Source organism: Xenorhabdus sp. KK7.4 (genome assembly GCF_963876465.1).
Classification (GTDB): domain Bacteria; phylum Pseudomonadota; class Gammaproteobacteria; order Enterobacterales; family Enterobacteriaceae; genus Xenorhabdus; species Xenorhabdus stockiae.
In genome coordinates this window covers 110279-130141 of record NZ_CAWNQF010000046.1, presented here as the reverse complement: position 1 = coordinate 130141, position 19863 = coordinate 110279, and the positions used below count along the sequence as shown (strand labels likewise).

Sequence of the window (19863 nt, the reverse complement as noted above, 5' to 3'; positions counted from 1 at the left end):
CAATGCCTATGGAAACCGCATACTTTGAAGAAGTATTGCAAGAAGCCCTGACAGAGCGTGATAAACAGCTACAGGAAAAGGAGCTGCCGGAAATTAACATCGGCGAAGCACTGCCTGTCACTGAGGGACTGGATTTTGCCGCCGAAACTTTCGAGTTTGGTGTAACTGAAGTCATGGGTTCACTGAAAGACGGCATCATCGGTAACAAAACCAACTCACTGAAAACCATCGACAGTGATATTGAAATGCTGAAAGCGCCTGTAGGTCAGTGGGGGAAAGCGGCAGTCTGGACGCAGCAGGAAGTGGAAAAGCTGGCTAAGGTCAATATCAACCTGCAAACCAAGAAGCAAGACGACCTGTACGCTAACGCATTGGCAACGCTCCAGTATGCCGGTTATGTGGGACATCAGGCAGTGAAAGGTCAGGAAGGCCTGCTAACCAGCGCCCGTGTTCAGGTGATCCCCGAAACCACCGGTAAGACCATCAAGGACATGGCAGCGGAAGAATTTATCAGTATGGTACTGGATGCTTATAACGTGGCGTGGGCGAAATCGAACTACCGTATCCAACCAACGCATATCGCCATGGATGCCGCTGATTTTATGCTGGCAATGCAGAAGTTTGACACCAACAGTGTGATTGTCGGCGTTGACCTGCTGCCCGTCTCTGCCATGGATCGCATTATGGCGGCACTGCGTAAAGCATCAGGCAATGAATCATTCAGTATCACCTTTGTGAAAGTGCCGTCTAACTTCGCAAGAAACATCACGAAAGGGAAAAACCGCCTAGCGATTTACACCCACAGTGAAGACTACCTTGAAATGAAGGTACACATGCCAGAGCTGCTTGCGGTTCGCCAGCGTGACCTGCTGACCTATGAATGTGGCTATCGCGCGGCTTTTGGGGGTGCTATGTGGAAGCAGCCTAAATCTGCTGTGTACGTCGATTACAAAAGCGCATAACCACAGGGGGTAACCATGGATTTTCCCACCCGTTACCCCGAATTTGCCAGCGTTGATAAACACCGCATTGAGCTAGCCCTACAGGATGCCGCTGACCAAATGAGCAGCAAAGTGTGGGGAAAACTCTATGAGCAAGGGCGACAGGCTTTAGCCGCTCACTTTCTCTATGTGTCTGGTGCATTAACCCGCCGTGGTCACAGCAACGGAAAACCCGTACAAACCGCAACGAGTAAATCAGCAGGTGGATTATCCATCGGCTACTCTGCGCCTGATGCGGGATTCAGTGCAAACCATGAAGGCTATGCGTCCAGTACCTACGGGCAGACTTATCTGCGTCTGCGTAAATTAGTCTCCCGGCATATGTTGGTGGTGCGATGATTAGAAACTCTGGCAATTTCAACGGGGCAATACTCAGGTCGTTAGAAGCAAAACTGCGCGAAATGGAGAAATTGCGTGTTTATGTGGGTGTTCCGGCATCAAAGAATCAACGGGATGATGAAACAGGCATGAGCAATGTCGATATTGCGGCGGCTCAGGAATTCGGGGTGCCCGGTCGTGTGCCTGAGCGCTCATTCTTACGTTCAACTGTAAACGAGAACAAAGAGAAAGCGACGGCTTTTTTGGTAGACCAGATACGCGAAACCCTGCAAACCAACGGCGATAATACAAGGCCATTTGCATTGCTTGGCGAAAAGATGGTCGGCGAGATTCAGCGAAAGATTCTGGCGGGCATTGATCCACCGCTAGACCCAAAAACTATCAAGCGAAAAGGTTCATCTAAGCCGCTCATTGATACCGGACAATTGCTTCAGTCGATAACGTACGAGGTGCGCGAAGATGAATGATTTTGTTGATGACATCTTTGATGACGATTTCTTTCGGCAGGAAATTACGCTTATTCCGAATGTGGTCAGGTATAACCCGTATGGCGAGGCTGTCGATACTGACGGTAAATCCAGACTGGTGATTGCCATTGTTCAGCCTGCTGGCTCAGATGATTTGCAGATGTTACCGGAAGGGGATCGCTATAACCCCACTATCCGGGTCATGACGCAGGAAGAGGTTAAGCCGAAAGATAAGGTTATCTGGCAGGGGCACACATGGCGGATAACCAATAATTCACGCTGGAACGACTATGGATACTACGACTCTCTCGCAACTCGATATGAGGGCAGTCAGAAGAACAGTGGCGGAGGTTTTGAAATTACCTGAGTCTCAGGTACTGGACGGGGATGGCGAGACCGATGTGTCTGAGCTTGACTGGTTTATTACTGTAAATAGGGTGACGTCAGACATGAGGGGCGAAGAGTATCGCTTTGATGCCAAACGTGAAGTCGAAATTATCACTGTCTCTCGTGAAACCATTATTTCCGTCAATGCCTTCGGCAAAAATGCCTATCTCATTATTGAAAAATTCGCCTCTGTTCTTCGCACCAGTCACGCACAGCAACTGCTTACCCGTCTCGGGGCGGGTCTGGTCAGGAAATCCCAAATCCGTAATCTGCCTACCGCTATTGCGGGCGGAAAAGAACAGCGGGCGCAAATTGATTTAACTCTCTCTCATATCCACCGGATAGAAACGCCGATCAATCAGGCGAAAACGGTTGATATTACCGTCTATGAGGATTAGCAATGAGCTTATCTATTAAAGAGGTGGTCAATGCTCAGATTATGCCGCAGGCAATGGCGGCGCGTCGTCGTGATTTGAGTATGATTGCCATTTTCACCCCGGAAATCGGGAGTGCGTTCACGGATGACACCACACGCTATGTCATTGTGTCCAGTGCTCAGGATGTAGCGAACCTATTCGGAACAACATCAGAAGCCCATAAAGCGGCGCAGTCTCTGTTTTCCGTACGGCCTGCCCCGAAACGCGCGCTGATTGCTCGCTGGGCGAAGACCAAACAGGATATTCCGGCTACCGCCAATGCCCTGAAAGGCTCAACGATTTCAGTCGGTATCAATATCTTCAAAGCCATTACTGAGGGCGCAATGACGCTGAATGTCGGCGGTAAGGATGTGCTGCTGTCCGGCCTGAATTTCAGTAAGGCGATTGATTTTGGTGATATCGCGGCGGTACTGCAAAAGGCTTTACCTGAAAACAGCAATCTATCTGTAATCTGGGATGCAACCGGACACCGGATTATCATTCAGGCCTCGGTTGCGGGCGCTTACCCTGCTACCAAGCTGGGTTATGTGACAGAACCGGAAAGCGGTATTTATGTGGGCAGTCTACTGAAACTGCAAGACGGACAAGCTTCTATTGTTGTGGGTAAGGCTGCTGTTACTGTTGAGCAGGAATTACCCTCTGAGGCACTGCATAAACTCCAGAATCTCTATCAGGACTGGTACGGCGTTTACTTTGCTGATGTGATTACCGATGAGCAACTGGATGATGTCCATACGTGGATTGCGGCTGCTGATATGAAAGTCGCGGCATACACGGCCTTGCGTGATGAATTGCTGGACTGGGATAACCGCAACATCCTGAAAAAACTCTATGACAAAAACGCCGGTCGCCTGATGGTGGAATACAACAAGACCGGGGATGACCACGCTGCGGTATCACTGCTGGGTATTGCTTTATCGACCAACTGGAACGCCCAGAACGCAGCAAAAACCGTCAAATTCAAGCAACAAACGTCAGTCCGTTCTGATGACCGGATCACCTTGTCCGATGCGGAGAAGTGCCGCCGCCTGGGGGTGAACTTTTACACCGACTATGATGGCATCTCAATGATTGCCGAAGGGGTCATGCTGGGCGGCGTATTTATTGATGAAACCGTGGGACTGGATGCTTTTTTGGATGCGTGCCAGAAACAGGCATTCTCGACCTTACAGGGCAACCCGACCAAAATCCCCCAGACCGACAAAGGGCAGGCCATGCTCATTGGGGCACTGGATGTGATCGGGAAAGAGTTTGTGCGTAACGGCTTTCTGGCGGGTGGCATCTGGCGCGGTAATGATGTGGGCGAACTGACCTACGGTGACAGGCTGGATAATGGATTTTATTTCTACTCCGACAGCTACGACCTGCAATCACTGGCTGACCGTGAAACCCGTAAGGCCATGCCTATCATGTGCGCTATCAAACTGGCAGGCGCTATCCACTCTGTTGACCTGCTCATTCAGTTTAACCGCTAAGGGAGAAAATAATGGCTCACTATAACCACGCTCAAGGGATCCTGACTATCTCAGGCTATGAGATTACCGGGTTTGAGAACGCAACGGATGCGTTGTCTATCGCGCCCGTGGGGGATGATGGCGATACCACTTATGGGGTCAATGGAAACGGGGTGTTTGTTGCTTCCTGTAACACCGGGATGATCCTCACACTCAAGCTGTTGCAGCATACCCCGGATAATGAATTTCTGAACAAGCTGCGTAATATCCAGAACAACACGCCGAAAGCCTTTTCCCCGCTGCACATCTATTACAAAGACACCATGAACGGTGACGAGATTGTGCTGGAACAATGTTTCTTTACCACACCGCCGACCCATGCGCGCGGAACCGGGCACAACGGCGTGACATGGACACTGAAATCTATCAGTTCAACTATCAACCTCAAGAAAGGACTGTATAACTAATGGTTATCGATAACATCACTTACGAACACCGTCAGAGTAATTTTATGGAAGCCAAGAACCATGCCCTGAAACTGATTGGCTTGCTGAAAGGCTGCATCAAAACCGATGGCGACAATGTGGATATTGATCTGGGTGCGATTGCCGCTAATGTCGGCTCACCGGATATGCAAAGCGTTGAGCAGTTCATTCTGAAATATGTCACGGTGAAAGATGAGACCGGGGAAACGGTGTTGTTGCAAAAGCCAGACACGCTCAATGCACATTTCAACGCCCATCGCTCTCACTATCTACAGGTCATTTTTGACGGGCTGACATTCCACTTTGCCGATTTTTTGCCCGGTGGGGTCGCATCTGTGAGAAATATCAATCTCTCGGCGATCCTCAGCAAGTAAGCCCTTCCTCCGATGTGGACTGGTTGAAGATGACACCGGTCTTACGCGGAAAATACACAGGTCATGACCTGAGAACCACCGCCACCCTTGAAGACATACTGGACTTCCACGAAGCCCACGTTGAAGAATTACTGGCACAAAAGAGGGCAAATGATGCAGATAGAAGAACTGCTCGTTAGTATCGGTGTTGATACGACACAGGCTGAGAAAATCAAGGATGTCGTTATTGCCCTCGCTGCTGCTGCGACTCAGGTCGCGTCTCAGGCTAACCGGATTAACCAGAATCTGGATGATATCGGCAATAACGCAGCGGATAATATTGACGAGGCCGGTAAAAAGGCCGAAGCCGTCCACGGTTCACTGAGTAAGCTCAAATTACTGGCGGCAGGGGTGGCGGCAGTGGTCGGCCTTGCGTCCGCTAAAATCATGGGCTTTCTCAATGGGGCACTGGCGGGGGCGAAAGACCTTGCCGAACAGAAAGGTCTGCTGTACGACATCTCAAAGCAGGAACTGGCACAGGCAGACGAATATCAGGAGGCGATGAAAAAAACCGGTCTGGCGATAGAGTCCATCAAGACCAAGATTGCGCTGAACCTCGTGCCTTCGCTAACCGCCATTGTGAAGAAGTTCAATGACTGGATAGCCTCTAACAAGGAGCTTATCACCAAAGGATTAACCGGCGTGATTAAAGCTGGGGGCAAGGTCATTCAGGTGATTACCAACTCCGTGAGGGCGGTGGATAAAGTCATCTCCGGTACGATTGGCTGGAAGAATGCCCTACTGGTACTGGCAGGCGTCTTGGCGATAGTGAAGCGCGGTATGATCATGGCTTTTATCACCAACCCCGTGACATGGGTGATTGCTGCTATCGCAGGAGTATTATTGTTACTCGATGACCTGATGGTCTACCTTGATGGCGGTAATTCCCTGTTCGGTGATTTCTGGGGTGCCTGCATCAAGTGGATTAAGGACGTCAAATCATGGTGGGGCAGTCTCTCTGGTGAGATGAAAACCTCTATCAAGCTGCTCAGTGGTATGCTGGGCGTGATGTTCAGCTCCAATATGTTCTTAGCGGTCACAAAAGGTGCGGGTGGATTTGCTAAAGCACTTAAGTGGTTGTTCTCACCGCTGACCGCAGTCGCTAAATATGCCCTAACCGCAGGAAAAGCCTTTATCTGGCTGGGACGAGCGTTGTTAATGAACCCCATCGGGCTAGTAGTTGCACTGATTGCCGGGCTTATCTATGTACTGTATGACCTGTATCAGTGGATCACAACGGGTGAATCCGCCTTCGGTGGACTTTGGAAAGCAATAGCCAAAACATGGCAGGAGATTAAGCGGCTGTTCCGTGAGGGATTCCGGTATATCCTCCGGCAGTTTGGCATGAGTGAGCGCGATGCTGACCGGTTCGTTGATACACTGAGTGAGATATTCAGCACTATCTGGAATTGGCTCACCTATCCGTTCAGAGCTGCTTTTAAACTGATCAAAGGACTGTATGACATCTTCTCCGATGATTCAACCACCTGGACACAAAAGCTCGGCAAAATCTTTGACCTGATTTGGGATTTGCTGACCACGCCATTTAAGGAAGCATTTAAGTTCGTCCTGAGTCTGTTCGGGCTGAATGAACAGGACGTAACGAAGTTCGTTGATGATATCGGTAAGCGGTTTGCAGCGGTCAAGGAAATGATTAAGAAGCCGTTTAAGGAAGCGCTGGATTGGGTGATGGACTATTACAATGTGGTGGTTGCTAATATTAAGGCGATAAAGGACTTTTTTAGTTTTAATTCTGAGGATAAGCAACTCATGGGTTATGACAATGTTTCTCTATCTGATATCCAATCCAGTATCAACGCGGGCAATGGTGGAATGATTGGTCAGTCTATCGCCAATGCTACCACCAATAACAATAATAGTCAGACAGCAATCCGTCAGGGTGATGTGAGCGTGACGCAGCACATTACAGCGCCATCACCAGAGAAAGCCGCTAACTATGCCAATGATGGTTTTAGTCAGGCACTGAAAAATGCGGGCTATAATACAAAAGGAATGTTAACTAACGGAGCGGGCTAATGTTTGCTTCCGGTTGTAGTCTCTAAGTGGTTTAATTATGCATCAACTTTATATTAAGGGAATTGTCATGAAAAAACTGTTATTACCAATCATGTTGGCTGTTTTTTTAGTGGGCTGTGGTGAAAAGGAGCTAACCATTGATGCATCTAGCCCTGAGTCTTTGAAGACTTCAACTCAGGCTATTTATAAATCCCTTCAAGGTGAAGAGGCCGCTAAGTTTAAAAAAGCAACTTTAAATGTAGCAATGGCAGCAAGAATGATAACCGATAAGGAAGATGAGAAAGTTGAAATAATCAACAAGCTGATCGGTGGAAAAACTGCCAAAGAGATTATAGAACTTGATAGTAAGATGGGAAAAGCCCCATAAGGGGCTTTTAGTAATCATTTAAAAATCTGATAGAGCACAAAGCCGATCACTGCATAAAATACCAGCATAAATAAAACCACTTTTTTAGATGGTTTTTTTTCTTCTGATTCGGTTGTGTTTTGCTCGTTAACTAAATTTTGTTGAGATGCCTTTTTATTCCCACTTAACTTAGTTGAGTATGAGAGTCCTGTCCCCGGTATACCAACGGTAGCTTTCGTTCCATTTTTTCCAATATTGATCGTGGCCCCTTTTCCGCCGATTGATGTACTGACACCACTCTTGCTTATGTTGATGTACACACCGGGCGCTATTTTAATTCGTTTTCTGAATTTAAGCCCCATATGCCCTCTCTTTTGTTTTTACGGTATTTTTCAGCATATACCTTACTTACAAATAGAGACAAAGAGGTTACAGAAAACTTGTAACTTTCTTCACACTTTCTGAAATTGCTGATCAAATAATCAGTAACACCTAGTATTGACTCAGTGGTTAAATGTAAAAAATGTTTAATATTGGGTGGTGCTATGGATAAGCGTGGAAGAATTATGTTTGCCTATGTTTCATCGGACGTTAACGAAACACTTGGTGAACCAGCAAATTATCTGCTGATGGATAAAGAATCAAAATCTATTGATTTTTCATGTATTCTTGGCCTTGGTGTAGATCTGGATTTGAATTTTCATACAAAATCATTTATTTATCATGCGGATGGTAAGCAAAAAATAGATTTCATAGATGATGAGATAACTGAGTTGAATGTAGAGAACACATCTAAAGTATTTATCTCGGAAAATAACGCATCTTTTATTATCACTGAAAGATTTAGAAATGTTACTTTTGATAAAAGCGGTTTATATCAAATTAAAATATACCTGTATGGCGGTATGTTAGAAGATAAAAATAGCATTGATGAAATAATTGATGAAAAAGATGTGTGCTTTTATGTAGAAGAATTCCGAGAGGAATATTCTTATGATGAGTGATAAAATAATTAATATAGACACAGCTAAAATTATCAAAATGAAAAATCAAGCTCAGTCTGAAAAAGTAGCTACCAAAAGACAGATCAAGCAAGAGGAGGAAGTTATGTCAGACTTCACTAAGACAGAACTAGAAGCCCTCCTGAGGGCGAATAAAGCCGAAGTTGATGTTGTTGCCGCTACCATGAAAAAAGATATGGCAGAGTGGAGGGAGCAGCAAAGCAATCAGCTTGCTAATATCAATACAGCGATCCAATCCCTCTCAGCAAAAGTTGACGGAAAAATTGATAGTGTTGAAGGAAAGCTTAGTGCTGTCGAGGGGAAAATCGATGGTTTGAAATCAAGCATTTCGACAACGCAATGGTCAACAACAATAGGCTTGGCTTTAGTAACCATTGTCTTATCAACCGTAATACTGGTATCTAGCTGGATCATGTCAGGTAAAAGTGCTTCACCACCATCTCAGCCCACAACCCAAAGCCAGACAGTTGCACCACCTCAGAAATAGCCCTTTACGGGCTTTGCATCTTTGTAAAGCCCTAACGTAATTCAAGGTGGAAAAGTATGACTTTTGAACAACGAAAAGCGCGTGCTATTGCCATCATGGAAAGCAAGAAAATGTGGCGTAGCAATTACGCTCCCCCTTTGCTACGTATGTTATGGAAAATGGGCTTCAAGATACCACCATTCCCTTTTGCTTCATTTTGGCAAATTGTAATATTGACGGGACCATGGTTTGGACTTGGGTGGGGACTTCTTATGTGGTCTTTTGTTTGGCGGTCTGAGGGTATGTCACCTACCAGTGCTATTAATACAAGCATCTTTGCCGGTGTGTTTTTTGGTATATTTACAGCGATATATCATCGATGGATAAAAAAACGAAACGACCTGCCCGATTGGGATAGCCTGGATTGAGTTTCAGTGAACCATGATCTGATAGAAGCCCCCTACGGGGCTTTTTTGTTGGTAACTACGGAATTTTCGTAGTTAGGAAAGTGATTCTAACGATTCGTTATAATTTAGTAAAATCAATGTGTTATTAGATGGTCAAAATCTTGACCATCATATAAACTCAACTAACCCATTGATATTCTGAGAAACCTCCATTGGAGGAAGTTGAAGATAATACTTATGGGATTTATTTTTTGTTTTTTGGAACATATTTATCAGTCAGCGCTTTTCCTAGCTTTGATGCCTTCTCTACCTGTCCATCCTCTAGGCTACTTTCTAAGCGTTTGGCAAATATTTTTTTGATTGTGTTAAATTCATCGTCATTATCATCGCTTATTAATATCTCTTTTAAGAGGACTGAATATACTGCTTCTTTATAGGCTTTTTCTACATCTTCGTTTTTTATGTTAAAGACATATTCCTTTCCTGCATATTTGCCGCGAATAATTTGCGAGTCGTTAGATTCATCGGTTTCACTATTAAAAGGAAGAGATGGTGTTCTAAGTGCGTTATCAATTCCCTCTTGAAGCATCATCACAATCTCAGTGTTCATAGAACGCCCGTTTTTTTCGGCTATTTTGGTTATTTCTTCCCTCATGCCGGCTGGCATACGGACGTTGAATCTATCCATTTCTTGGCTTGGGTATTTCTTAGTCATGGCGCACCTCAAATTATAATGAATTAATCATAGCACCAACTTGACATTAACATAAATGATGCTAAATTGGTTGTAGAACCAAATTGGTTCTAATTCCAAATTGGTTTTATTGAGGAGATAAAAATGAAAGATGCCCTGTACACAGAAAGAGCAACAGAAACGTTCAGCTTACGTTTACCGAAAAGAGTAAAAGAACATGTCATGTCGAAAGCAAAAGAAGAAGGCTTGTCTTTGAATTCAGCAATTATCCAAAGGCTGGTATGGAGTATCAATGATGAGAAAAAGAGGATTGGGTAATAAAGCCGAAACCTCGAAGGCTGCCACCAACGAGGCTTCAAAATCTTCAAACCGTGTAAGTAATAAAGATTATGTCAACCCATAACAGAGAGTGACAATATGAATAATGTAGCAAATAAAAACCTTCCTGTCATTGCAGGCGTAGAAATCACTACCGATTCAGAAGGTCGTTTTAACCTGAATGCTTTGCATAAGGCGAGTGGTGGAGATGCTCATAAAAAGCCCAGCCAATGGTTGCGCCGTAATGAAACACAAGCTCTTATCGCTGAACTTGAGTCTAACTCATTGAAAAATATCCAGAGTGTAAATTTACACCCTGCTCGAAAATCAATCAATATTGTTAACGGTGGCAATAATCAAGGCACTTTCGCCCACGAGCTTTTAGCCGTTGAATATGCAGGCTGGATCTCTCCGAAGTTCCGTTTGCAAGTCAACCAGACTTTCATCGATTACCGCGCTGGGAAGTTAACACCAACAGAGCCAGAGAAAAGTAAATCAGGTTTACCTGAATATCGATTCGCCAAAGCAGAGCAATTGAAGTCTGTTGCTCTCGAAAAGAACATTGCTTCGATTGAGAGATTGAATGCTCTTTTACCGAACTTAGATCATCTGGCTAAGCAGTCACTGGCTGCATCCATAATTAATCCAACAGTAGGCTTTGAAGCTATTCCTCTTCCGGTGCTGGAAGAAAGATATTACACGGCAGGTGAAGTAGGAAAGATGCTGGATGTCTCAGCGAACAAAATCGGACTGGTTGCCAATAAGCACAACCTCAAGAATGAGCAAAATGGCAAGTTCTTTCTGGATAAGTCCGCTTACTCAAGTAAGCAAGTCCAAGCATTCCGTTATAACGAAAACGGTATTAAGGCACTGAGACATTTAATTCATGGTGTTGAAGTAGCTTAAGGATTTAAGCCACGGAAGGCGAAGAGCGAACAATCAAGCTATCAATGTTATTAAGGGTATGCAACCGATTCCCTATCTTAAATCGATTGATTAGTCTAATTTTCGAGCCGCTTCCCAAATTTAGGATGTAAATATTTACAAAAGGTTACAGTTACGTAATAAATGATGTCGCTTTAAACGGCGAAGCCCCGAACTGGTAGGACAGCTAGGGGCTTCAAATACAACGTTTACCCCAACCGAAAGGAAGTAAACATGGTAAGTATAACAGTTAACGAATTAACTAAAAACTCCCCCTCAGTAGAACATATGACACCGATCATGTACAACCGTATTCCGGTCATTACTACTGAGCTGTTAGCTGATGTTTATGAAACGAGTGCTAATAACATAAAAGTTAACCATTCTAGAAATGCGGGCAGATTCACTGAGGGTACGCACTACTTCAAAATTGCTGGGCAAGAACTGAAAGATTTGCGGCTTACTTTGAGTAAGTCACAAAATTTGCGAGTTACTTTAAGTAACCCACAAATCTCAAGCAAGACAAGAAGCCTCATCCTCTGGACAGAACGCGGTGCAGCTCGTCACGCTAAAATGCTGGATACTGACAAAGCATGGGATGTTTTCGGGAAACTGGAAGATTTCTACTTTAACCTGAAAGGGGCTGAGTCTAAAACCACAACCTATGATCGCACTCCCTTACGTGGACTGGTTAATACCCTAATGGGTAAATATGGCATCAGTGATAGAACGTTATTCCAGATGGTGCATCGTGAGTTTGGGGTAAAAAGCATCGGTGAGTTAACCAGTGAACAATTACCTTCTGCAATAGAGTATTTGGCAACTAAGGCTATTGAGGGTGAGTTACTACCGAAAGAAGAATTACCAGCTCCAATAGCACAACCGCAAATATCAGATGAAGATTTACAGACTCTTTGCTGGCTGTGGCAATATTCAATCAATATGGCTCATTATATGACTGAGGTAGAGAAAATACTTCGAGTAATTGAACATAGACTGGCAGGAGAGTACGCTGAATATCCACGAAATGCTATTAGAGTTGCCAGTAAAGCCCGACGTATTCTTGATAAGGCAACTGAACACATTGAGATAAAGCAGATTCAAATGGATAACTGGAGGGTATTACACAATCTAAGAATTCCAGAGTATTCATTTTAATTTAAAGTATCAAATAGCCATTAAGCCGCTTAATTGCGGCTTTTCTTTTTTCAGCCTCCCGAACGTGGAGCGGGTCAAATCAATTAATTTAATAGGTGATAAAATGAGCTTTTTCAGTAATAACAAAGGAAGATTTATGGCTGTTACCTACAAAGACATGCATGAGAAGATGCGTAGTATTCAGAACGAAATTCAAAAGCGTGATAATTTCCTGAGAAAAATGGCACAAAAGCTGATTAAGACGTATGAATATTCATTGCAATTAGAGAGTTCTCACTGGACTGATATTGAAGGCAGGGATCGCCCCTACGTTTTCATTGGTGACGTTGAAGAGGGCGATTTCACTAAAAAGCACATCAATGATATTGAAGTCAACGGTAATACAATGAAGTTTGTTATTGCAACTGTGGTTGATGATTCGCCACGAGGCGGAGATGCAGCAGGGTGTGAGATTGAACTTTCGACGGATAAATACGCAGAAGAAATCAATATCAAGTTTCAAACCAAAAAAGGTAAATGTGAGGTAACTATTCGCGGTGATGACTGGCGAGAAGCCTGTGACATCCTGAAAGATGCAACTTATATGGATATAGCACGTTACGACAGATTTTGAATTAACTGATGATAGACGGGTCGCATAGGCGGCCTTTTTTATTGGGGGTCATATGGACTTTCTCAGCGGTTTTAACACCACAACAGCCTCAGTAGTGACGCGCTCTATTGGTAAGTTTCTCTTTGACAATGTAATCATAGAAAATCACCGTTCTAGCCTGCGCATCACGGAGAACCCGATTGAGTCGGGAGCGGCAATTGCTGATCATGTCATTCTGGAACCCAAAGAAATCACGGTTGCCGGGATTATGGTCGGTTATCAACCTCCGCAATATTTCAACGCGATAATGGGCGGGAATTTTCCCGCCGCACTGAACAGATACCCGCTCCCTGTCGAAATCAGGGCCATGACCAAACAGACCGAAGCAATGGTGAACCGCTATATGTCGATGGGGTCAGCCATGCTGGATCAGGTCGGTTACAACCGCCCCGTAGCGCCGTGGCTGCCTAATTATCATGGGCGCGCTAATGACCGCTCGCGGACACTGGACAGGATAGGTAAGGCTTATAACGACCTGCTTAACCTCCAGAAGAAAGGTGAACCGGTCACCGTCATGACCGGCCTGAAACAGTATAAAAATATGATGATTGTCAGTATCAGCATTACTCAGATGTATGATGGCTCGGCAGAATTCAACCTGACATTGCGTGAAATCTTCATTGTGGAGACGCAAACGGCAAAAGGATTGCAGCCAAAACTGAAAGGTAAGACAGTGGCGAAAAAGAAGAATATGGGGAAGACGCAGCCGAAGCCGAAGGTCATTCCAAAGGAAAGTAAAAACTCAATGCTGCACTGGTTGTTGGGGGGTAATAAATGATATACGACATACCCGTTTCAACTGAAGAGATTCAGGAGCAGTCTTTTACCCTGTTCGGTATGAATCTGCGGCTCACTTTATATTTCAATCCCGTCTCCAGCGGCTGGCAATTTGATTTGATGGACACGAACACGGACGAGTTCATTGCTCAATTGTACGGTTTGACGGTTAACAGCCCGGCATTGCTCACTAAAAATCTCCCGTTCATCATATTGCTGAGTGATAACTCCGGTTTAGGCATTAATTCAGTCCAGCGTGAGGAGTTAGGGAACCGGCTTAAGCTCTATTTTGTCGATAAGGAAACGTGGCATGAGGCAATTCGGACGACAAGTTAAACTAATTATCGGTAACACCAAAGAATCCATTGAAATTACCAGCCTGAGAGTCACGTTCGAGATATCCAAAACCATTACCAGTGAACCCAACCCCGCTACTATCCGGGTCTATAATCTCAACCCATCACATCGCAATCTCATCACCAGTAAAACCTATAACCGTGTCAGTCTGGCTGTCGGTTACGAGGAGCTACGTGTGATTTATATGGGCGACATTATTGAAGCGATAACGCTTCGAGATGGGCTGGATTTTATTATCCAGTTAACGTGCGGGGATGGTTACGAGGCGTACACCGGAGCACTGATCAATAAGACACTGGCAGCCGGGGCGACAGACAGCAGTATTTTAGCGGAAGCGACTAAAGCGATGCGTACAGGTAATGGTGTAATTGATCTCCCCAAAGACCGGACGCTACCACGCGGCAAGGTATTAACCGGCAATGCCCGCGATATCATGCACAAAATTGCCCGTAATAATGGCGCTGACTGGTCTGTGCAGGATGGCAATATGACCGTACTCCCTAAAGGTAAGGTACTGGCTGATAACGAAGGTTTTGTGCTCTCTCAGGAAACCGGCATGATTGACAGCCCGGAGAAAACGGATGACGGACTGTCGGTTAATTGTCTGCTTAATCCGGTGATGCGCATTGGTGGTCTGGTGCGGGTTCAGTCGATGATGCCTGAATATAACGGCGATTATAAAATCACCGAACTTGAACATTCCGGGGATTTAATGGGCGATCACTGGGCGACCAAAATCACCTGTATCGGCGGTCAGTATCAGAAAGTAGAGAAGAAGAAGGACAGCAAGAAAAAAGAAGGGAAGAAAAAAGAGGAGAAGAAAAATGCAAAATCCAACACTGCTTGATGTGCTGGACAGAAAAGCCGAAAACGAACGCCTTGATATCCACACCGCCTTACCTGCCAGAGTCGTCTCTTTTAATGGTCATACTGCCACTGTCGAACTGATGATCACCCAGTTATTGAGTAATGGTTCAGTGATTGAATTACCCCCGCTGGTGGATGTGCCTGTTCAGTTCCCCCGGGCGGGCGGATTCTGTTTCACGGTTCCAGTAAAAGCCGGAGATGAGGGACTGGCGATATTCTCTGAGCGTTGCATTGATGGCTGGTATGCAACAGGGAATAAATCCGTACCACTGGATGCCCGGCTGCATGATTATTCTGATGCGTCCTTTATTCCGGGTATTTGCAGTCAGCCTAAAAAAATGCCGGCTTTCTTTCATGATGGCGCCTCCATGCAGACCGATGATGGTTCGACGTTCATTCGGATGGTGCAGGGGAAAATCACCATTCAGGGCGATATAGAACACCTCGGGCACAGTAAACAGATAGGTAACCATCAACAGGCCGGAAACTGGAACCAGACCAGCGGAAACAGCGAGTCAAACGGCACTATCCGTGCGGCGAAGGTGATTGGCGGCGGTGTAGACCTTGAAAACCATACTCACCCTGACTCGCACGGCGGCAATACCGGGAGGCCTAATCAATGAGAATGCGACGACTGGATGATAATCACGACTGGACATTTGGTAACGGGCGCAGTGATTACGCCACAAAATCAGAGGCTATCGCGCAATCGGTAAAGACACGACTTTTGTCACTATTCAATGACTGGTTTCTTAACCCTGAGCATGGGGTGCCGTGGTTCGATTATCTGCGGAAAAATCCAAACCTGATGGCAATGGAGTCAGAATTAAAAGAAACCGTCCTGAATACCGTTGGTGTGCAGGAAATCACCCACTTTGATATCCGCATCGATGAAGACAGCCGTCAGTCTTTGATTGAGGTTGCCTATATTGATATCCACGATAACAAAAACGAGGTCAGTCTCTATGCTCCAGATCACTGATACCGGTATTGTGATTGACCAGCTTTCCGCTATTCATGAGCGGCTGGAGGTCGGTTTTAAGCGCATTTACGGCGAAGATATCAATCTGGATGCGGACTCTCCGGATGGTCAGATTATTGGTCTGTTCTCACAGGAGCTTGCCAATATCAATCAGGTTATCGCCTTTATTGCGCAGATGTTAGACCCCTACCACGCAACTGGTGCATGGTTGGAACAAAGGGCTATGTATGCGGGACTGGTTCGCCGTGGCGCGGAATTCAGTTATCTGGATGAGGTGATCATCACCGGCAATGTCGATGTCACTATCCCTGCGGGAACCGTGTTAACCGATGATAATCGGGTCAGATGGGTAACCCTGACAGAGGTCACGCTCAATCATAATGGCTCGGCACAGGTGGGATTGCGTAGCCAAGAACTGGGCGCATTTACTCTGCAAGCCCATAAAGAGTTACAGATGGAAACCGTGATTGTCGGCGTTGATAAAGCCGTGACCACAACAGAGGCCAAAGTGGGCAGCGAGGAAGAGACGGACGGCAATTTTTTACTTCGTTTTATGCGTTCTCACTCCATTAATAACCATGATGACAGGCAAGGCATTGAAGCGGCTTTACTGGATTTGCCCGATGTTAAACAAGCGCGAGTGTATGAAAATTTTACCAACCAGACAGATAAAAACGGGGTTCCGGCCCATTCAATGAACGCCGTTATCATCGGTGGTCGAAATGAAGATATTGCGCTTACCATCCTGAGAAAGAAAGTCGGGGGATGTGGGCTAATGGGGGATATCTCATACCTCAGTGAGTTCTCAGGCGCAGAACGCACCGTCAGGTTTGACCGCGCTGAGAGGGTAGATATCCGGGTAAAAATCATTATTGAGCGCATTAACGGCTTTCAGGATATAGACACGGAAGGCATCAAAAAATCACTGGCTGATACTGAATTTATGATTGGTGAATCCGTCTACGCCATGCGGTTGACCTGCCGGGTTAACGCTGTTTCAGGCTTTTATATTAAATCCATCACAGTCAATGATGCTGATTCCTCTCAGATAGGCGTTCGCCAGTGTGCACAAATCAAGCCTGAGCATGTGGAGGTGTTGATTGAGTAAACGTGAGGATTTTTTAATCTGGCAATACAGAGGAAAACCCAAGGCCCGGCAAACCGTCGGGCTTTTGCTTTCTGAGACCAGGGTTATTTTCGAAACGGCATTACAGCTCCCTAGCATACTTGATATCAACAAGTCTGTGGGCTATGGGTTGGATCTGATTGGTCGCCATGTCGGGATTGGCAGAACGATGAAGTCATTCGTGCCGAAAGACTATTTTGGCTGGTTGGGGATAGCGGGAGCACTGGGATTTAATAACGGCCTGTTCTACCGATACGGCGACTCCCTGCAAAAGTCTGTCAATCTGGATGACTCTGATTACCGGTTCTTTATCCGGGCGAAGATCATTAAAAACTTTCAGCACCCTACGATTGAAGGTATCACCCACTCATTGCAGCACCTGCTCGGCAACCAGTCATTTGTCATTGATAACTATGACATGACTATGAATGTGGTTGTCCCTGCGGCTTATCTTACGCCATTTAGACTACACGCCATCCTGCAGCTCGACATTTTGAGTCGACCGATAGGCGTGAAATACCAATTTGTTGTTGTGAACAGCGACTGTCCGTTCGGGTGGGCGAATGACGCTCACGCTTTTGGATTTGGTGACGGAAAATTTACGAGGATCATCAATGTCAATCATCAATAAACCTGACTATAAAATATTTGCCAATGACGCCAAAACCGGCGAAACAGAAACCTTCCCGGACATTCTGCGCGGCTGGGGTGTCACCATTGATCGCACCGCTGGAAAACCCCCGATGGAATGGTTTAACGCTTTGGGGAAGCGCTCTGACGAGTGGATGCTGTACCTGTCCCAGCGCGGGATAGTGGAATGGGATAAATCGGTTGATTACCCTCAGTCAGCGGTGGTGCAACACGCCGGAAAATTCTACGTTGCCAAAAAGCAGACGCGAGGTCAGCAACCGGATAACTCGCAAAACGAATGGATGTTATTTGTTGATGCCATTGGTATTGCAAAATCCATCACTGATGCCCTGAACACCAAACAAGACAAAGGCGATTACGCCACTAATTCGGCATTGAATCAGGTCAACGACAATGCCAACAGTCGCCTTGAAAAAGCGAAGAACGGTGCGGATGTTGAGGATAAAGTGGCGTTTGTGAACAATCTTGGTTTAGCAAAAACGGTAGAGTTGGCGAAAAATGCGGCCTCGTCTGAATATTTTGCCGGGGGTAGCAAGGAAACCTTGGTTTTGAACAAAAACGCATTTTTCGTCATTAACAGTGACCGTTCCGCTGGGTTACGGGATCGCATAGACAGCCATTATCTCTGGGCATTTAATCCTGACGGTGTGATGTCATACGGACAGGTTCCCGTAGACCGTATCACGGGGTTGTCACAAAGCACCGGTGATAACAGCGCGGCGATTATGTCGCAGCGTGCGGTGGGCGAGGCAATAAAGGCTGTCAGCGATGAAGTACGCCACGTTGATGGACAAATAAAGTCGATTAGCCGTGAAGTTAACACCGTTCGTGAGTCAGTCGTTGCCAATGCCAGTATTGGCATCAACCAACAACTGTTAAATCTCACTGCCGGACGGAAGCTGGGCGTGACCTATAGAAATGAGACCACCCGGCCTATTTTTGTGATGGTCAGCGTGTCAATGACAGGTGATGCCAGTAACCAACTTCGTGTCAATAATAGCATTGTGTCGATGATGGGAAGCCAGTTTAATGCAGGGGCTTTCAAAACATTCACCCACCATGCCATTATTCCCGCTGGCTCCAGTTACCAACTGGCATCGGATGGCGGTCAAAATGACATTTTTTTATGGCTGGAGCTACGCTAATGCACTACTACAAATCAGAGAAGAATGAAATCTACGCCTATGAATTTGAGGGGTCGCAAGAACCCGGGTTGATACCGATTACTGAAGCGGAAGCGGATATCATTCTCAATCCTCCCCCCACGGCTGAACAGTTACAACATCGCGCGGAGCGTGAAAAGCAGTCACTAATGGATACGGCAACAATTGCCCTCACCCCCCTACAGGATGCCGTTGACCTCGACATGGCGACGAAAGAAGAAAAAGCCGCCCTGCTTAAATGGAAAAAATACCGCGTCCTGCTCAACCGGGTGGATTGTTCCACGGCCCCCGATATCGTCTGGCCTGAACAGCCGGAGTGAGGTTACTGAGAAAAAGGGGAGTAGATGGTGAATTGATTTGACAATCAGAGCAGCGAAGAAACTGATTATTTCTTATGATTGAGGAATGAATTGCGTAAATTCGTTGAAATATATTGAATATAGTAATGCTGGATTGATGAATATTTATTCAAATATAAAAAGGGATGTTCTGAAACCATCTTCTGAAGATGTTCTGAAACGTGATTTTGATCAAAGAAAAAAGCCACCTTGCGGTGGCCTTTTTTATTCCCGAACTCACTGTTTTATCAGTGGTTTTTAATTTGGTGCCCAGGGCGGGACTTGAACCCGCACAGCCTTACAGCCGAGGGATTTTAAATCCCTTGTGTCTACCGATTTCACCACCTGGGCTAAATTTGGAGGCGCGTCCCGGAGTCGAACCGAGGTTGACGGATTTGCAATCCGCTGCATGGCCACTCTGCCAACGCGCCTTTTTGGAGCGGGAAACGAGACTCGAACTCGCGACCCCAACCTTGGCAAGGTTGTGCTCTACCAACTGAGCTATTCCCGCCTTTTCAAACCGCTTGATTTACTTAACTTATTTCGTAAACCTCATGTGCCGTTCGATGCGTTGCATTCTACTTATTTCCCGAAA

29 protein-coding genes, 3 tRNA genes and 1 pseudogene are annotated in these 19863 nt (G+C 45.8%); 28 read left to right on the top strand and 5 right to left on the bottom strand.

Annotated features, from left to right (window positions below; all coding sequences use genetic code 11):
- Window positions 1-2: 2 nt before the first annotated feature.
- From AACS90_RS05520 to AACS90_RS05470, 11 genes are all read left to right on the top strand, one after another.
- The gene (locus tag AACS90_RS05520) at window positions 3-962 is read left to right on the top strand and encodes a major capsid family protein (protein WP_099122028.1); all 960 of its coding nucleotides are present in this window, start codon (window positions 3-5) and stop codon (window positions 960-962) included.
- 15 nt (window positions 963-977) lie between these two features.
- The gene (locus AACS90_RS05515; protein WP_099122027.1) at window positions 978-1340 is read left to right on the top strand and encodes a DUF4054 domain-containing protein; all 363 of its coding nucleotides are present in this window, start codon (window positions 978-980) and stop codon (window positions 1338-1340) included.
- Window positions 1337-1807 (top strand): hypothetical protein, encoded by a 471-nt coding sequence (locus AACS90_RS05510; RefSeq protein WP_099122026.1) that lies wholly within the window; start codon window positions 1337-1339, stop codon window positions 1805-1807. The genes AACS90_RS05515 and AACS90_RS05510 overlap by 4 nt, the downstream gene beginning before the upstream one ends.
- Window positions 1800-2174, top strand: coding sequence for a hypothetical protein (locus tag AACS90_RS05505; RefSeq protein WP_099122025.1), 375 nt, complete (start codon window positions 1800-1802; stop codon window positions 2172-2174). The genes AACS90_RS05510 and AACS90_RS05505 overlap by 8 nt, the downstream gene beginning before the upstream one ends.
- The gene (locus AACS90_RS05500) at window positions 2098-2592 is read left to right on the top strand and encodes a phage neck terminator protein (protein ID WP_241538240.1); all 495 of its coding nucleotides are present in this window, start codon (window positions 2098-2100) and stop codon (window positions 2590-2592) included. The genes AACS90_RS05505 and AACS90_RS05500 overlap by 77 nt, the downstream gene beginning before the upstream one ends.
- Window positions 2593-2594: 2 nt before the next feature.
- The gene (locus AACS90_RS05495; protein ID WP_099122023.1) at window positions 2595-4106 is read left to right on the top strand and encodes a DUF3383 domain-containing protein; all 1512 of its coding nucleotides are present in this window, start codon (window positions 2595-2597) and stop codon (window positions 4104-4106) included.
- Window positions 4107-4117: 11 nt separating this feature from the next.
- Window positions 4118-4552: a phage protein gene (locus AACS90_RS05490; protein ID WP_099122022.1), complete on the top strand. Its 435-nt coding sequence runs from the start codon at window positions 4118-4120 to the stop codon at window positions 4550-4552.
- Complete coding sequence (locus AACS90_RS05485) at window positions 4552-4944, top strand: phage tail assembly chaperone (RefSeq protein ID WP_099122021.1); 393 nt, start codon at window positions 4552-4554, stop codon at window positions 4942-4944. The genes AACS90_RS05490 and AACS90_RS05485 overlap by 1 nt, the downstream gene beginning before the upstream one ends.
- 29 nt (window positions 4945-4973) lie before the next feature.
- Window positions 4974-5123, top strand: a complete 150-nt coding sequence (locus AACS90_RS05480; RefSeq protein WP_193757196.1) for a hypothetical protein — start codon at window positions 4974-4976, stop codon at window positions 5121-5123.
- Window positions 5095-7020 (top strand): hypothetical protein, encoded by a 1926-nt coding sequence (locus AACS90_RS05475; protein ID WP_241538239.1) that lies wholly within the window; start codon window positions 5095-5097, stop codon window positions 7018-7020. Before AACS90_RS05480 ends, AACS90_RS05475 begins: the two co-directional genes overlap by 29 nt.
- Window positions 7021-7087: 67 nt before the next feature.
- Entirely contained in the window at window positions 7088-7387 is a 300-nt protein-coding gene (locus AACS90_RS05470; RefSeq protein WP_099122019.1) for a DUF6694 family lipoprotein, read from the top strand.
- Window positions 7388-7401: 14 nt separating this feature from the next.
- On the opposite strand, the gene AACS90_RS05465 is transcribed toward AACS90_RS05470, so the two are convergent.
- Window positions 7402-7728, bottom strand: a complete 327-nt coding sequence (locus AACS90_RS05465; RefSeq protein WP_099122018.1) for a DUF4236 domain-containing protein — start codon at window positions 7726-7728, stop codon at window positions 7402-7404.
- 183 nt (window positions 7729-7911) lie between these two features.
- Here AACS90_RS05465 and AACS90_RS05460 point away from each other — a divergent pair, with 183 nt between their 5' ends.
- From AACS90_RS05460 to AACS90_RS05450, 3 genes are read left to right on the top strand one after another with little or no spacing between them, the layout of a single operon-like run.
- Window positions 7912-8370, top strand: coding sequence for a hypothetical protein (locus AACS90_RS05460; protein WP_153043662.1), 459 nt, complete (start codon window positions 7912-7914; stop codon window positions 8368-8370).
- The gene (locus AACS90_RS05455) at window positions 8360-8875 is read left to right on the top strand and encodes a hypothetical protein (protein WP_099122016.1); all 516 of its coding nucleotides are present in this window, start codon (window positions 8360-8362) and stop codon (window positions 8873-8875) included. Before AACS90_RS05460 ends, AACS90_RS05455 begins: the two co-directional genes overlap by 11 nt.
- A gap of 56 nt (window positions 8876-8931) precedes the next feature.
- A complete protein-coding gene (locus tag AACS90_RS05450; protein ID WP_099122015.1) occupies window positions 8932-9282 on the top strand; it encodes a DUF6404 family protein in 351 nt (116 codons plus the stop codon).
- 223 nt (window positions 9283-9505) lie between these two features.
- Here the strand turns inward: AACS90_RS05450 and AACS90_RS05445 are convergent, their stop codons facing one another.
- A complete protein-coding gene (locus tag AACS90_RS05445) occupies window positions 9506-9976 on the bottom strand; it encodes an Arc family DNA-binding protein (protein WP_099122014.1) in 471 nt (156 codons plus the stop codon).
- 123 nt (window positions 9977-10099) lie between these two features.
- Here AACS90_RS05445 and AACS90_RS05440 point away from each other — a divergent pair, with 123 nt between their 5' ends.
- The 14 genes and pseudogenes from AACS90_RS05440 to AACS90_RS05375 all read left to right on the top strand — a co-directional run bounded on the left by AACS90_RS05440 (window position 10100) and on the right by AACS90_RS05375 (window position 19250).
- Window positions 10100-10273, top strand: a complete 174-nt coding sequence (locus AACS90_RS05440; protein WP_099116379.1) for an Arc family DNA-binding protein — start codon at window positions 10100-10102, stop codon at window positions 10271-10273.
- Window positions 10274-10372: 99 nt separating this feature from the next.
- Window positions 10373-11179: a KilA-N domain-containing protein gene (locus tag AACS90_RS05435; RefSeq protein WP_099122013.1), complete on the top strand. Its 807-nt coding sequence runs from the start codon at window positions 10373-10375 to the stop codon at window positions 11177-11179.
- Between the two features lie 306 nt (window positions 11180-11485).
- Window positions 11486-11836 (top strand): annotated as a pseudogene (locus AACS90_RS05430) (ORF6N domain-containing protein); the annotation flags it as partial.
- Window positions 11837-11899: 63 nt separating this feature from the next.
- Window positions 11900-12355 (top strand): P22AR C-terminal domain-containing protein, encoded by a 456-nt coding sequence (locus AACS90_RS05425; RefSeq protein ID WP_339373606.1) that lies wholly within the window; start codon window positions 11900-11902, stop codon window positions 12353-12355.
- 136 nt (window positions 12356-12491) lie between these two features.
- The gene (locus AACS90_RS05420; RefSeq protein WP_099122011.1) at window positions 12492-12968 is read left to right on the top strand and encodes a hypothetical protein; all 477 of its coding nucleotides are present in this window, start codon (window positions 12492-12494) and stop codon (window positions 12966-12968) included.
- Between the two features lie 52 nt (window positions 12969-13020).
- Window positions 13021-13785 (top strand): phage baseplate protein, encoded by a 765-nt coding sequence (locus AACS90_RS05415; RefSeq protein ID WP_099122010.1) that lies wholly within the window; start codon window positions 13021-13023, stop codon window positions 13783-13785.
- Window positions 13782-14120 carry a phage baseplate plug family protein gene (locus AACS90_RS05410; RefSeq protein ID WP_099122009.1) on the top strand — a complete coding sequence of 113 codons (339 nt, stop codon included), beginning with the start codon at window positions 13782-13784 and terminating at the stop codon, window positions 14118-14120. Before AACS90_RS05415 ends, AACS90_RS05410 begins: the two co-directional genes overlap by 4 nt.
- Window positions 14095-14988 (top strand): phage protein, encoded by an 894-nt coding sequence (locus AACS90_RS05405; RefSeq protein ID WP_099122008.1) that lies wholly within the window; start codon window positions 14095-14097, stop codon window positions 14986-14988. The genes AACS90_RS05410 and AACS90_RS05405 overlap by 26 nt, the downstream gene beginning before the upstream one ends.
- Window positions 14966-15631: a Gp138 family membrane-puncturing spike protein gene (locus AACS90_RS05400; RefSeq protein WP_099122007.1), complete on the top strand. Its 666-nt coding sequence runs from the start codon at window positions 14966-14968 to the stop codon at window positions 15629-15631. Before AACS90_RS05405 ends, AACS90_RS05400 begins: the two co-directional genes overlap by 23 nt.
- On the top strand, window positions 15628-15990 hold the full coding sequence (locus tag AACS90_RS05395) for a hypothetical protein (protein WP_099122006.1): 363 nt from the start codon (window positions 15628-15630) through the stop codon (window positions 15988-15990). Before AACS90_RS05400 ends, AACS90_RS05395 begins: the two co-directional genes overlap by 4 nt.
- Complete coding sequence (locus tag AACS90_RS05390) at window positions 15974-17098, top strand: baseplate J/gp47 family protein (protein ID WP_099122005.1); 1125 nt, start codon at window positions 15974-15976, stop codon at window positions 17096-17098. The genes AACS90_RS05395 and AACS90_RS05390 overlap by 17 nt, the downstream gene beginning before the upstream one ends.
- Window positions 17091-17747 (top strand): DUF2612 domain-containing protein, encoded by a 657-nt coding sequence (locus tag AACS90_RS05385; RefSeq protein WP_099122004.1) that lies wholly within the window; start codon window positions 17091-17093, stop codon window positions 17745-17747. The genes AACS90_RS05390 and AACS90_RS05385 overlap by 8 nt, the downstream gene beginning before the upstream one ends.
- Complete coding sequence (locus AACS90_RS05380; protein WP_193757192.1) at window positions 17731-18912, top strand: hypothetical protein; 1182 nt, start codon at window positions 17731-17733, stop codon at window positions 18910-18912. The genes AACS90_RS05385 and AACS90_RS05380 overlap by 17 nt, the downstream gene beginning before the upstream one ends.
- A complete protein-coding gene (locus AACS90_RS05375; protein WP_099121923.1) occupies window positions 18912-19250 on the top strand; it encodes a tail fiber assembly protein in 339 nt (112 codons plus the stop codon). Before AACS90_RS05380 ends, AACS90_RS05375 begins: the two co-directional genes overlap by 1 nt.
- A 282-nt stretch (window positions 19251-19532) precedes the next feature.
- Here AACS90_RS05375 and AACS90_RS05370 read toward each other — a convergent pair.
- The 3 genes from AACS90_RS05370 to AACS90_RS05360 all read right to left on the bottom strand — a co-directional run bounded on the left by AACS90_RS05370 (window position 19533) and on the right by AACS90_RS05360 (window position 19779).
- A tRNA-Leu gene (locus tag AACS90_RS05370) sits at window positions 19533-19619 on the bottom strand.
- A gap of 6 nt (window positions 19620-19625) precedes the next feature.
- Window positions 19626-19699, bottom strand: a tRNA-Cys gene (locus tag AACS90_RS05365).
- 4 nt (window positions 19700-19703) lie between these two features.
- Window positions 19704-19779: transfer RNA gene (locus tag AACS90_RS05360), tRNA-Gly, on the bottom strand.
- Between the last annotated feature and the right edge of the window lie 84 nt (window positions 19780-19863).